Source organism: Dactylosporangium fulvum (assembly GCF_025137375.1).
In the GTDB taxonomy this organism is placed as follows: Bacteria; Actinomycetota; Actinomycetes; order Mycobacteriales; family Micromonosporaceae; genus Dactylosporangium; species Dactylosporangium fulvum.
Genome location: NZ_CP073720.1, coordinates 3,557,340 through 3,570,267, shown reverse-complemented (window position 1 = coordinate 3,570,267; position 12,928 = coordinate 3,557,340). Strand labels below are relative to the sequence as shown.

General features: G+C 69.5%; 11 protein-coding genes and 1 pseudogene. 8 read left to right on the top strand and 4 right to left on the bottom strand.

Going from position 1 to position 12,928, the window contains the following annotated elements; genetic code table 11:
- Window positions 1–268: 268 nt before the first annotated feature.
- The 3 genes from Dfulv_RS16395 to Dfulv_RS16385 all read right to left on the bottom strand — a co-directional run bounded on the left by Dfulv_RS16395 (window position 269) and on the right by Dfulv_RS16385 (window position 4,456).
- Entirely contained in the window at window positions 269–1,411 is a 1,143-nt protein-coding gene (locus tag Dfulv_RS16395; RefSeq protein WP_259863931.1) for an NAD(P)-binding domain-containing protein, read from the bottom strand.
- A 731-nt stretch (window positions 1,412–2,142) separates the two neighbouring features.
- A complete protein-coding gene (locus tag Dfulv_RS16390; protein WP_259863930.1) occupies window positions 2,143–3,693 on the bottom strand; it encodes a recombinase family protein in 1,551 nt (516 codons plus the stop codon).
- A 271-nt stretch (window positions 3,694–3,964) separates the two neighbouring features.
- Window positions 3,965–4,456 carry a hypothetical protein gene (locus Dfulv_RS16385; protein WP_259863929.1) on the bottom strand — a complete coding sequence of 164 codons (492 nt, stop codon included), beginning with the start codon at window positions 4,454–4,456 and terminating at the stop codon, window positions 3,965–3,967.
- Between the two features lie 44 nt (window positions 4,457–4,500).
- Here Dfulv_RS16385 and Dfulv_RS16380 point away from each other — a divergent pair, with 44 nt between their 5' ends.
- Window positions 4,501–4,878: a hypothetical protein gene (locus Dfulv_RS16380; RefSeq protein ID WP_259863927.1), complete on the top strand. Its 378-nt coding sequence runs from the start codon at window positions 4,501–4,503 to the stop codon at window positions 4,876–4,878.
- A gap of 37 nt (window positions 4,879–4,915) precedes the next feature.
- Window positions 4,916–5,014 (top strand): annotated as a pseudogene (locus Dfulv_RS48570) (hypothetical protein); the annotation flags it as partial.
- Window positions 5,015–5,072: 58 nt separating this feature from the next.
- On the opposite strand, the gene Dfulv_RS16375 reads toward Dfulv_RS48570, so the two are convergent.
- Window positions 5,073–5,711 (bottom strand): TetR/AcrR family transcriptional regulator, encoded by a 639-nt coding sequence (locus Dfulv_RS16375; RefSeq protein ID WP_259863926.1) that lies wholly within the window; start codon window positions 5,709–5,711, stop codon window positions 5,073–5,075.
- A gap of 103 nt (window positions 5,712–5,814) precedes the next feature.
- Here Dfulv_RS16375 and Dfulv_RS16370 point away from each other — a divergent pair, with 103 nt between their 5' ends.
- The 6 genes from Dfulv_RS16370 to Dfulv_RS16345 all read left to right on the top strand — a co-directional run bounded on the left by Dfulv_RS16370 (window position 5,815) and on the right by Dfulv_RS16345 (window position 12,756).
- Entirely contained in the window at window positions 5,815–6,720 is a 906-nt protein-coding gene (locus Dfulv_RS16370) for an NmrA/HSCARG family protein (RefSeq protein ID WP_259863924.1), read from the top strand.
- A 375-nt stretch (window positions 6,721–7,095) separates the two neighbouring features.
- Window positions 7,096–8,301: an ROK family transcriptional regulator gene (locus Dfulv_RS16365; RefSeq protein ID WP_259863922.1), complete on the top strand. Its 1,206-nt coding sequence runs from the start codon at window positions 7,096–7,098 to the stop codon at window positions 8,299–8,301.
- Between the two features lie 81 nt (window positions 8,302–8,382).
- Entirely contained in the window at window positions 8,383–9,468 is a 1,086-nt protein-coding gene (locus tag Dfulv_RS16360) for a sugar ABC transporter substrate-binding protein (protein WP_259863921.1), read from the top strand.
- On the top strand, window positions 9,465–10,220 hold the full coding sequence (locus tag Dfulv_RS16355) for an ATP-binding cassette domain-containing protein (protein ID WP_259863920.1): 756 nt from the start codon (window positions 9,465–9,467) through the stop codon (window positions 10,218–10,220). The genes Dfulv_RS16360 and Dfulv_RS16355 overlap by 4 nt, the downstream gene beginning before the upstream one ends.
- Complete coding sequence (locus Dfulv_RS16350; protein WP_259863919.1) at window positions 10,217–11,377, top strand: sugar ABC transporter permease; 1,161 nt, start codon at window positions 10,217–10,219, stop codon at window positions 11,375–11,377. Before Dfulv_RS16355 ends, Dfulv_RS16350 begins: the two co-directional genes overlap by 4 nt.
- 32 nt (window positions 11,378–11,409) lie before the next feature.
- A complete protein-coding gene (locus tag Dfulv_RS16345) occupies window positions 11,410–12,756 on the top strand; it encodes a GH1 family beta-glucosidase (RefSeq protein ID WP_259863918.1) in 1,347 nt (448 codons plus the stop codon).
- The last annotated feature ends 172 nt before the right edge of the window (window positions 12,757–12,928 follow it).

Below are 12,928 nucleotides of genomic sequence, written 5' to 3'. Positions count from 1 at the left end.
CCACGAAGGTATCCTGCTGTCCCTCGCGTGCTCGTTCTCTGACATGTGGCGCCGCCGAAGAACGAGCACGAAAAACCGGATCAGGTCGTGGCGCCGACACCGGCCCAGGAGCGGGGCGCCCGCACATCGGCTACGAGCGTGCAGCGGACCGTGGGTCAGGGCCGGCCCGGGCGGTTTACGAAGCGTGACGATCGATGGCGAGCCGCAGCGCCCGATCGGCGGCATGGGTCTGTCCGCTCGACGCAGCACTCGTCTCGGCCCTGGTCGATCAAGCGGCGCAGCGCATCAGTTCGTCGACTGCGATGCGCGCGGATGACGGGCAGCCCTTAGTAAAACCGTAGAAGGGCCCGAAGTCGCGGGTAGAGGCGAAGCCGATCACGTAGAGACCCGCCAGCGATGTTTCGAAGCCCTCGGTCAGATCGGGGAAACCATCTGTCGTCCTCACCTGGTGCGAGACGCTGCGCAGGTAGGGGATGCGAGACAGGTCTGCCTTGTAGCCGCATGCGAAGATCACATGGTCCGCGATCAGCGTTGTCTGATCGGAGAGCTGAAGCCGCACATCTTGATCACCGGGCGTCACGTCGATGACCGCGCAGTGGGGATGGCTGGTGACAACCTGTGCGGCGAGGCGTGGGACGAGCCAGGGCTCGAGGGTGAAGCGGCCAGCTCGCCAGAATTCGCCGGCGATCCTCTGTTGTTCCTCCGCGGAAAGTCGGCGCCACCATCCCCGCTGTGCCAGCGTTTGATCGATGTATGGGTCCACGAAGGACCAGCTGACCTTGGCGAACTCCGGAATGGGATGGCGATGCACCACGTGCACCTGCTCGGCGCGCCGGTCGCACAGCAGCGCTGCCCACTCGTAGGCGCTCTGCCGCCCTCCGACAATGGCGACACGGGCGGCGGCGAGATCCTCGAAGGTGACAAGCTCGCTGGTATGTGATCGGAGTGTCGGCGGTACGTCCTCGTGCCAGTGCGGGAGGTTGGCGAAGTAGCACATGCCCGGGACGGCAATAACCTTTTCCGCTGTGATCGTCGAGCCGTCGTCCAGGTTTGCGAGAAAGATCCCGCTCGGTTTAGTTAGGTCGGTGACCATCCGTTCGTCGACTTCGAGCGACGTGCGCTGACGGAACCACTCCGCGTAGTCGATGAAGATAGCGATCGGAATTGGGTCGAAGTCCTCGGGTCGCATCCCTCGGTCCTCGAAGAAGGCCTTGAAGGTGTAGTTGCCACCCGCGTCGAGGTGCCAGTCAGGACCCGAGCGCAAGAACATGTCAGCCGGCATCTGCTCACGCCAGAAGGCCATCGAATGGCCGATGATGTGAGTATCGATTCCGTTGTCACGAGCAAAGGCGGCGGCCGAGTACGCGTACGGTCCCGCACCGATCACCAAGAGTTCCACCCGCTTCGGCATAGTTCCTCCGAACGATCGGATACTTCCACGCTACCCCGAGCCCCGCCATCACGCCGCGGCTCGAGCCTCGGCGACGCAGACGTACTCTTGCGGTTCCCCAGGCTTCGGTGATCTCGCGCAACCTCCCCCTTCCTACGCGTCGGACGCATATGGGTGACCAGCACGGGCGACCAGTCCAGAAAGCGTTCAGCCAGCCGGTGCTGGCGAGCGGCATCGCTCGCGCTTGCCGGCGGGCAGAGATCTGCGTGGCGGCCAGTGAAACCCAGGCGCCGGGCACACGATCATCTGCATGTCAAACAGATCCGGATACCACCTGAACCACCGGGCCCGCCACGCAGAGTGCATCGGTGCCTCACCGCCGCCAGTCGCGATGCCCCGGCTTCCTGCCCCCGTCCGCTCGACGTCCAACAGCAGATCACCATGCGCCTTGCCGTTCTGAACCCTTCCCGCCGCCGTAGCGCGCTGCGAGGTAGGCCCAAACCGGCGGACAATGATCAAGGAGAGGTGGCCTGCCTGGTCCCAGAACTCACGCGCATCCGGGTCCGTTCTTACCGATGAAGCCACCCTGCCGATTCACTCTTCCGAGGACTCCCATCAATGCCGGTTGAGACCGTACGCTGAGCTGGCTACGCTATCGGCATGTGCACACGCTTCCGGCGTGTGCCGGCTTTCTGGGTCAAGATCCTTCGACACGTTAATCCCTGCGCCGAGACATTTCCGGCGCAGGCGGGTCAATTCGGAAATTCTGCCTGAATCATGCAGGCAGCTTCGCTGCACATCACCACGAGCCTGTGCTCACGGAGATAGCGATCGATCATCCAGACCGGTTGACCTACCAGATCTACATTCTCCTCGTGCAGCAGCGCGCGAAGGACCACGATCATCCGATCCTCACGGACGTAGAGGTTTCGTATCCTGTCGGGCCCTCGCGGCCGTGCGCTGGAATGACCGTGCTGGCATCGGTACGCCGGCCGGCCGTGCGACCAACAGGACTCCAGCCGTCGGCGGCACAGTCCACAGCGCAGCAAGCCGACCAGCTGATAACTCCGGACGCCGCCACACGCCGGGGCAGGCAGCGCGGTGATCTCCTGCGCCGCGATGAAGTCGGCCTCGGACACCAACGCCGGATGGACCATCTGTTTGGAGATGACCCATTCGCTCGTCCTCGCCCACCGCTGTGTCTTGAACGGCCCAGGAAGATGCGCCGGCGTGTGACGGGCGGGCTGCCGGTTCCAGACCAGCCGCCCGGTGTACTTCACGTTCGCCAGGATCGCCTGCACCGTCGTCAAACCCCACCCGCAGCCGGCCCGATGGCGGTTCCGGCCGCGATCGGCCTGCGACGGGCTCGGCACCCCGTCCGCGTTCAGTATCGCGGCGATCCGCGAGACGCTGCGACCCCGCAGCCGCTCCGCGAAGATCCGTCGCACCGTCGGCGCGGTCACCGGATCCTCGCCATACCGCTGCAGCCGCCGGCCCCACTTCGCATGCATCGGGTTCGGATGAGGGCCGGCGTCCACGAGCCGGTACCCATACAACGGACGGCCACCAAGGAACCGGCCCTCATCCCGGATCTGCGCCCGCATCGCCGCCAGGGCCCGCGAACGCGCCCGCAACACCTCCCGCTTCGACTGCGCCCCGAGCAGCATCAACAACGCCCGATGCGCCGGCTCAGCAGGATCGACCGGGCCGTGCGCCTCCGGCAGCCACAACTGCACGCCATACGCCTCGAACAGCGGCAGCAACGACAGCACCTGATCGCCGTAGAACGCCCGCTCATACTCCCCCACCACAACCGCGTCGAAGTCGCGGTCCGGGTCGACGACCGCCGCGAGGAGCAACGCCGCCTGCGGCCGGTCCCGCCACGGCAGCCGTCGGCTCCGGTCGGCGTCGAAGTAGTCGGCGACGATCCGGCCGTGACCGTCGACAAGATCCTCCGCGACATCCCGCTGCCACCGCCACGACGAATGCCGCTCCTGGAAGTCGGCCGTGGACACCCGACCGTAGAAGGCGAACCGCAACGTCCCGAGCTCGTCAGGCCGTCGGCGACGCGACCTCTTCACCGCCCGGGACTGACTCACCCAGTGGGTCAACAGGTCGGACTCGCTGCGTACTGCAAGGTCGGCCATCGGCCGCTCCGATCGACGGGCAAAGATACTGCGCTGCCGATTCAGACCCGATCGGCGCACGCCATGACGCACAGGTAGTGCGAGCGCCCGGACTGTCACCCGTTGGGCTGAACTCTGGGTGGTGCATTGCCGACTTGAACACCGCCTGGCCGACAAGCCGCGTCAACCCGGCTTCCGTCATGAAAGGAGCCACCATCGGCAACTTCACCGGGCAAGATCCGCCAATAGCTTTGGCAGCAACGCTTCCTCATGCACGGCGACGCCGTGCCGGTCCATCGCTGCAGCCAAGGTTCGGATCCCACGGTGTCACCGCGGCCGCGCCGGACAGCGCTAATTAGCCGATATGCGTGTACTCGGTCGGCGTTGAGTCGCGAATCCGCGCCTCGGTCGTGGTTCGGGACCGCCGTCCGGCGCCGGAGCTGGCGTATTACGCCGACTCTGAGGGCGCGCCGCAGGTTGGGCAACGACCCGCGTCGGTGTGGAACGGTCGGCCACCTGACGGCAGTCGGCCCCGCGCCGCGAGGGCCAGCGGCATCGAAACCAGGCCGACCGTCAATACCAGCACTGACGCGGCCGCCATGGATGACCACGGCGGGGTGACGGGCCTGCCGGGGCCGCTGTCGTCGAGCATCGCACCGAGCGAGTTCAATGCCAGCATTCCGATCGGCGGGAGCAGGATCAGCAGCGCCCAGACGCCGCGGTAGTCGTGCCGGGCGGCCAGGCCGAGCGCGAGCAGCGCCCCGCCGATCAGCAGTGTCACCGCAGCGGCCGGCATTGCCGTTGCGGCTGCGTCGTAGTAGCCGCCGGAGAAGACGAAGCGCGGCGCGGCGCTAGCGGCGACCGGCGCGCTCGCCGCCGCGGCGGCGAGCGGTAGCAGCCGAACCCACCAGGGCTGCGGCCCGGTCGCGCCGCCCGGCACGGCGAACCGATCATTGCCGAACCTGACAAGTGCCGTGAGCTGCGGTGGGCGCCGCTGGACGCGCTACCGGCGCCGTTACTGCGGTACACCGAGATCGGGATCGACCTGTTCCGGTCAGGCCAGATCTACGCGGCGGCCGACTGGCCCGCCCCGGCACGGCCGGGCAGGGGCTGACAGCGTGCGGCAGCATCGCGATCATCGGCGCGGGCGGGGCCGGCACGACCGTCCTGGCCAACCGGCTCGGACGCCTGCTCGACCTGCCCGGCACACACCTCGACGCCCGCACGGTGGTGCGCCGGTGCATCGCCGACCACGGCGGCCACGCCGTGCTCATCGAGCTGACCAGCCACCGGCAGGTCGAACGGCTTCTCACCCAACTCGGCGAACAGCCCGCCCGGGCCGGGCCGGCCAGCGGCTCGTAATGCCCAGGAGTGTTCCCGACCTTGCGTCGTACGCGCGTATGACTATCGGCGGGCGGCGTGGGACGCGATCAGTTTCCCGCGGCTGCTGGACCGGTTTTGGCAGAACCTTCGCCGGTGCGTGGGGTGGAACGTGCAGTAGATCGTGCCCGCTCCGCGCGCTTCCCGGCGGCTGACCGCCCGCCGACGGTACCGGCTCAGGCAGGCCGCTGCCGGTGGGCGGCTCGCGGCGATCGGCCCGTGCTGGTTTCGCGATGGATGCCGCCGATGACGACATCGAGAAGCTGGTCGGCTTGCTCGGCGCCGTCCGGTCGCCGTTCGGTGATCAGGGCTATCGCGTTGACCAGCGTGAGCAGCGTACCGATGGTGAGGTCACGGCGGACGGAGCCGGCTTGCTGGGCGCGGGCCAGCAGCTTGGCTCCCGCGGCCCGAATCATCGTGCGGCAGGTCTCGTCCTGCGGCGGCTCCTCGCCTCCGTCAGCCGTGGTGAGCGCGGCGGCCAGGCCGCGCTGGGTCGCAGCGTGTGCGACGAAGGCGCGAAGCCAGGTGATCAGGGCGGCGTCCGGCGCCGGATCGGTGAGCAGTTCGCGTGCTTTGGCGCACAGGGACTCGATCCGATCTTGGAAGACCGCTTCCAGCATGGCCTGCCGGGTGGGGAAGTGTCGATGCAGGGTGGTGGAACCGAGGCCGGCACGCCGGGCGATCTCCTCCATGGACGCCTCGGCCCCCTGCTCCGCGACCGTGACGCTTGCCGCGGCAAGCAGCCTCTGGTAGTTGCGCTGGGCGTCGGCACGCATGGCGAGGCGCGTCGATGTCGGAGGTGTGCGGGCCGCCACGATCTGCGCTCCCTTGGCTAAGTGGGATGGCCTCCCGTATCGTATCCAGCGTAACCGGGAGGGCCTCCCGTTTATGCGGTGACTCGGTCAGCGGGAGGTACGCATGGACAAGGCGGACAAGCCCGTCCTGGTGGTAGGGGCGACCGGAAAGCAGGGTGGCGCCGCAGCACGTCACCTGCTCGCCGACGGCTGGCAGGTGCGGGCCCTGGTTCGGGACACCCATGCTGCGCCAGCCAGCCGGTTAGCGGCAGCGGGCGCGCGGCTGGTCCGCGGCGACATGGAAGACACCGCTTCGCTGGCGGCCGCGATGCGCGACGTGTACGGGGTGTTCAGCGTCCAGCCCACGGTCGGTTCCCCCAGCACCGGGGCCGCCTTCACTGCGAATGACGAGGTCCGCTGGGGTGTCAACGTGGCCGAAGCCGCGCACGCCGCCCACGTCGGGCACTTCGTGTTCTCCTCGGTGGGAGGTGCGGACCGGCGCACCGGCGTCATACCCCGTAACCACGACAGCAAATGGCGGATCGAACAGCACATCCAGAGGCTCGGGCTGCCCGCGACGGTACTGCGGCCGGTGTCTTTCATGGAGAACTTCACCGGCGGCTACTACCTGCGCAACGGCACGTTGTCGAGCGCGCTCAAGGCCGCGGTACCCCAGCAGATCATCGCCGTGCACGACGTCGGCGCGTTCGCCGCGCTCGCATTCGCCGAACCCGACCGCTACCTTGGACAGGCGCTCGAGATCGCCGGGGACGAGCTCACGCCGGTCCGGATCGCCGCCGCGATCTCGCAGGCGATCGGCCGACCCCTGCCATACATGCAGATCCCGATAGAGCAGATCCGCGAGCGCAACGGGCACGCCGCGATCGCGCACGAGTGGTTCAACGAACAGGGATACCGGGCCGACATTCCAGCGCTGCGCGCTCTGTACCCGGGCCTGATGGATTTCGACACCTGGCTGGCCAGGGAAGACGCAGCCGCGATCCGATCCATCGCGACTTCCAGCAACTGAAGTAGCCGATGTCCGGACGTGCTGATGCCGGTGTGCGGTCACGGAGCAGGATCAGGGTCGGACCAAACCGCAACTGCCGCCCTCACCGGCGAACCCACCGCTCGCAAAGAAGTAACTCTCCGTGCTCATCGAGCTCCCACTCGCCGGCCGGAGAGTTCCCTCCGGAGGGCCTGGACGACATCCAGCCCTGACCGGCGACCGGGAAGATCGGGCAGGCCCGCTGCCGGCACTCGCGCCGGCAGCGGGAAGGGCTCCGCCTCAGCCGTCAACCGCCCCCGCCGTTACACAACCCGCCTGGATCAACGAGCCCGAGGACTTGTGCCGGCACTTTTTTCAGACTATAAAACAAACATTGAACTAAGGGTTGGAGAGCTGGTGGCGAAGAAGGCTTCGGTCAGGGACGTGCGGCGGCGTAATCGCGCGTTGATCCTGCGGCATGTCTGGCTCAACGGCCCCACGTCGCGCAGCGAGGTGGGGGCGGCGACCGGCCTGTCGGCCGCCACCGTGACCAACCTGATGAACGAGCTTCTTGCCGAGGGCACCGTGCGCGAGGAGGGATTCCTCGACTCCGAGGGCGGCCGGCGCCGCGCAATCGTGCGGATCGCCCACGACGCCGGGCTGGTCATCGGCGCGGACGTCGGCGAGACCCAGATCGGCGTCGACGTCTTCGACCTCGGCCTCAACCGGCTCGCGACCCGCGTGTACCCCTTCAAGGGTCGCCGCATCGAGGTCGGCGAGGCCAGCACGGCGATCACCGACCAGGTCGTCTCGATGCTGGCCGAGCTCGGCGTGGACAGTCGGCGGGTGGTCGGCCTCGGGCTCGGTGTGCCGGGCATCGTGGAGGAGGACCGGCAGCTGGTGCACGCCGAGGTCGTCGGCTGGCACGGCGTCGACTTCGCCGGGTTCGGCGACCACCTCGGCATCCCGGCCTACATCGACAACGGCGCCAAGTCGACCACCCAGGCCGAGGCATGGTATGGCGCGGCCCGCGACGCTGACCACGCGGTCATGGTGCTGATCGGTGAGGGCGCCGGGGCTGGGATCATCACCGACGGTCGGCTCTACCGCGGCTCGTCTAGCAGCGCCGGCGAGTGGGGCCACACGAAGATCAGCCTGGACGGCCCGCACTGCCGGTGCGGGCGCGCCGGGTGCGTCGAGACCTTCGTCGGCGCGTCGGCCGTGCTGAACCAGTGGCGGGGGCCCGACGAGTCGTGGCTCGGCCGCGAGACCGAGGGCGTCGAGGCGATCCTCACCACCTGGCGCGACGGCGATCCCGCCGCGCAGCGGGCGATCGACGGCCTGGTCCGGCATCTGGGGCTCGCCCTGTCGAACCTGGTCAACCTGTACAACCCGGAGAAGATCATCGTCGGCGGCTGGTTCGGCGACCGGATCGCCGCCGAGCTGCTCGGCGACCTGCAGGCCGCCGTGCGCGCCTTCGCCCTCGACCAGCCGGGCAGCGAGGTCGTCCTCGTGCGCTCCCAGCTCGGTCCCGAGGCGGCCGCCCTCGGCGCGGCCACGCTGCCGATCAGCCAGCTCATCGAGTCCGGCGCCGGCGTCGAGCGCCTGACCCTCACCGCCTGAACAGCACACACCCCCCGCCCGCCGCTGGCCGAACCGGTGGCGCGGTGAAACACACCCGCACATCTGCCGAAAGGACACCCCATGCTGCGACGACTGCTCGCCCCCGCCGCCCTGGCGTTAGCCCTGGCCACCACCGCCTGCACGCAGGGATCACCGGCCGCTGACCAGCCGGGCGGGCCCACCAAGGACCTCTCCATCGCGTTTCTGATGCCCTGCTCGACCTGCGCCGACCGCTTCGAGAGCAAGGACAAGCCGTACTTCGAGGAGGCTGTGAAGGCCATCGACCCCAGCATCAAGGTGATCGCCAACAACGCCCAAGGCGACGCCGCCGTCCAGCTACAGCAGGCCGAGTCCGCGCTGACCAACGGCGCCAAGGTGATCGTGGTCAGCCCGTTCACCGCCGAGGCCGGCGCGGCGATCGTGGCCAAGGCCGACGCCGCCGGCGCCAAGGTCGTCGCCTACGACGGGGCGATCGAGGGTGCGGTGCCCGCCGCCTACGTCTCCTTCCAGAACGAGAAGGTCGGCGAGTTGCAGGGCCAGTACCTGCTGGACAAGCTACCGCCGGGCGCCACGGTCGCGATGATCAACGGGGACATCACGTCGGCGCCGGGCCGGGCGTTCAAGGCCGGTGCGCACAAGGTCCTCGACCCGGCGTTCCAGTCCGGCCGGCTCAAGCTCGGATACGAGTCCGACACCCCCGGCTTCGACCCGGCCAAGGGCCAGGCGGCGATGGAGCAGGGACTGACCAAGCTCAACGACGACGTGCAGGGCGTGATCGCGCCCAACGACGGCCTGGCCAACGCGGTCATCACCGCGCTCACCGCCCGCAAGCTCAACGGCAAGGTCCTGGTGACCGGCCAGGACGCGACCGACGCCGGGCTCGGCAACATCATGGCCGGCAACCAGTCGATGACGGTCTACAAGTCGATCCGTGCCGAGGCGACGGCGGCCGCGAAGATCGCGGTGGCGCTGGCCAAGGGCGACACCGCCGGCGCCGCGCAGCTGACCACCAGCACCGTCGACAACGGCACCGGCAAGGTCCCGGCCGTACTGCTCGACCCGGTGGCCGTCACCCGGGAGAACATCGCCGACGTGGTCATCAAGGACGGGTACACCACGAAAGACAAGATCTGCGCGGGACTGGCGGCCGACAAGTGCAGCCTGTGAGCCCCCCGACCCTCGAGCTCCGCGGCGTCGTCAAGCGGTACGGGCAGGTCGCGGCGCTCACCGACGTCGACTTCACGGCCACCGCCGGCGAGGTGGTGGCCCTGGTCGGCGACAACGGGGCCGGCAAGTCCACCCTCGTCAAGGCGATCGCCGGCACCCACCGCATCGACGCGGGACAGATCCTGCTCGATGGCGAGCCGGTCACCATCGGCTCGCCGGCGGAGGCCTCGGCGCTGGGCATCGAGACCGTCTACCAGGACCTGGCGCTGTGCGACAACCTCGACGTGACCGCCAACCTGTACCTCGGCCGGGAGCGGCGGCGCCGGGGTTCGCTACTGCTGGACCGGGAGGCGATGCAGGCGCACGCCGCCGCGGTCGTCGCCGACCTGGCGGCGCACCTGCCGGACCTCGACAAGCCGGTCGCGGCGCTGTCCGGCGGTCAGCGCCAGGCCATCGCGGTCAGCCGGGCCGCGCTGTGGGGCTCCCGGATCGTGCTGCTCGACGAGCCCACCGCCGCGCTCGGAGTGGCGCAGACGGCCATGGTGTACGACCTCATCCGCCGCCTGCGCGACCGCGGCCTGGCCGTCGCGGTCATCTCGCACAACATGGCCGACGTCTTCGCGGTCGCCGACCGGATCACCGTGCTCCGGCTCGGCCGCAACGCCGGCGAGTTCCGGCCCGGCCGCGACACCACCGACGACGTGGTCGCCGCCATCACCGGCAGCCGCGAGCGGAAGGACGAACGCCTGTGAGCGTTGTGCGCAGGCCAGCCGTCCGGCTGACCGGAACCACCACCGTCCTGGTCGGACTGGTCCTGGTCTGGGGCCTCTTCCAGGCCCTCAACGACAACTTCCTGTCCGCGCGGAACCTGTCCAACCTCCTGCTGCAGATCGCGGTGCTCGGCACGCTCGCGGTCGGCATGGTGATGGTGCTCATCCTCGGCGAGATCGACCTGTCGGTCGGTGCCGTCGCCGGCGTCAGCGCAGCGGTCCTGGCCCGGCTGATCGCCGACCACGGTGCGCCCGCCTGGCTCGCCGTGACCGCGGCCCTGCTCACCGGCGCCGCGGTCGGCCTCGTGCATGGCCTGGTCATCACCTCGGCGGCGATCCCGTCGTTCATCATCACGCTCGCCGGCCTGCTCGTCTGGCAGGGTGCCCAGCTCGCCCTGGTCGGCGACGGCGGGCAGATCCCGATCCGGGACACCGCGATCCGGTCGATCGCGTCGAGCTACGTCGTGCCGGCCTTCGGGTGGGTGCTCGCGCTGCTCGTCGTCGCGGGCTACGCGGGCCTGCGGGCACTGCGGCGCGCCCGCCGCGCCCGGCACGGCCTGGCCAACCCGACGCGCCTCACCGAGGCCATCGCGGTGTCCGGTGTGGCGGTCCTCGTTGTCGCGGTCACGTGGCTGCTGAACTCGTATTTCGGCATCCCCTGGGTCTTCGTGCTCCTGCTGGCCCTGGCGGGCGGGGCGGGCGTGCTGATGACCGGGACCACCTTCGGCCGGCACGTCACCGCGATCGGCGGCAACCGGGAGGCGGCCCGCCGCGCCGGCATCCCGGTCGCCCGGACCGTCGTCATCGTCTTCGTGCTCGTCTCCGCGATCGCCGCCCTGGCCGGCGTCGTCGAAGCATCCCGGCAGTTCTCCGCCTCTAACGCGCTCGGCGGCGGGACCCTGCAGCTCAACGCGATCGCGGCGGCCGTGATCGGCGGGACCAGCCTCTTCGGCGGCCGCGGCCGGATCTACCACGCGATCCTCGGCGCGCTCGTCGTCGGCAGCGTGCAGAACGGCCTCGACCTGCTGGGCGAGTCGGCCGCCGTGAAAAACGTCGCCACTGGCGTCATCCTCGTCGTCGCCGTCGTGCTCGACGCGGTGAGCCGCCGCCGGCGCCTCGCCCGCGGCGCCGCCGACTAGTCAGCCCATCCCTGCGAACACAAGGAACCACCATGCCCGAGCCTTCCGTACGTTTTCCCGACGGTTTTCTGTGGGGTGCGGCCACCGCCGCGTACCAGATCGAGGGCGCCGTCGCCGAAGACGGCCGCGGATCGTCCATCTGGGACACCTTCAGCCACACCCCCGGAGCGGTGCTCCGCGGCGACACTGGCGACATCGCCTGCGACCACTACCACCGCTGGCGCGAGGACCTCGACCTGCTGCGGGATCTCGGCGTCGGGGCGTACCGCTTCTCGGTCGCCTGGCCCCGCGTCATCCCGGCCGGCACCGGTCCGGTCAACCCGGCCGGCCTCGACTTCTACGACCGGCTCGTCGACGGCCTGCTGGAGCGCGGGATCACCCCGATGCTCACGCTATACCACTGGGACCTGCCGCAGGCCCTGCAGGACACCGGCGGCTGGGCCAACCGCGACACCGCCGAGCACTTCGCCGACTACGCCTCGGTCGTGCACGGCCGGCTCGGCGACCGGGTGCCGTACTGGCTCACGTTGAACGAGCCGTACTGCTCGGCCGTCGTCGGGCACCTCGAGGGCCGCCACGCGCCCGGCGTGCGGGACGAACGGGTCGCGGTGACCGCGGTACACCACCTGCTGCTGGCACACGGCAAGGCGGTCGCCGCCCTGCGCGCCGGCGGCGCGACCGGCCAGGTCGGCATCACCTGCAACCTGACCTCGGTCCACCCGGCGAGCGACGACCCCGCCGACGTGGCCGCCGCGCGCCGGCTCGACCTGCACGAGAACCGGATGTACCTCGACCCGCTGTTCCGCGCCGCGTACCCCGAGGACGCCGCCGCCCACTACGCGCCGGTCACCGACTTCGGCTTCGTCCGCGACGGCGACCTCCAGCTCATCGCGGCCCCCCTGGACTTCTTCGGCGTCAACTACTACGAGCGCCACCACGTCGCCGCCGACCCGGCCGACCCGGTCCGCGGCTGGCGGCGGGTCCCGCCCGAGCACCCAACCGTGACCGACATCGGCATCCACCCCGAAGGGCTCGCCGAGATCCTCGACCGGGTCGCGAAGGAGTACACGCCGCTGCCCCTCGTGGTCACCGAGACCGGCCTGGCCCTGCACGACTACGCCGGCCCCGACGGCGAGATCGCCGACGACGAACGGATCGCCTTCTTCGACGGCCACATCCGCGCTGCCCACGACGCGCTCACCCGCGGCGTACCGCTCATCGGCTTCTTCCCGTGGTCATTCATGGACAACTTCGAATGGGCCTCCGGCTACGGCGTCCGGTACGGCATCTACTACGTCGACTACCCGACCCAGCGACGCACACCGAAGCGCAGCGCCCGCTGGTACGCCGGCGTAATCCGAGCGAACGGCCTGGAGTAGATCAGTCCCGTTCAGGGCGCCGACGCGCCGCGAAAAGCCGCACCCCGGCGCTCCCACGCGAGGACCGACCTGCGATCGGGACCTACGGATGGGACAATCGTTGGACGTCCGGCCGGCTCGATGCTTGAACAGGTGCCCACCGCCGGTGGCACCACCCGCGAACAGGTCGCCT

Coding starts and splice junctions, on each gene's coding strand:
- Dfulv_RS16395 (WP_259863931.1), bottom strand. CDS start 1,411: ATGCCGAAGCGGGTGGAACTCTTGGTGATCGGTGCGGGACCGTACGCG.
- Dfulv_RS16370 (WP_259863924.1), top strand. CDS start 5,815: ATGGACAAGGCGGACAAGCCCGTCCTGGTGGTAGGGGCGACCGGAAAG.
- Dfulv_RS16360 (WP_259863921.1), top strand. CDS start 8,383: ATGCTGCGACGACTGCTCGCCCCCGCCGCCCTGGCGTTAGCCCTGGCC.
- Dfulv_RS16345 (WP_259863918.1), top strand. CDS start 11,410: ATGCCCGAGCCTTCCGTACGTTTTCCCGACGGTTTTCTGTGGGGTGCG.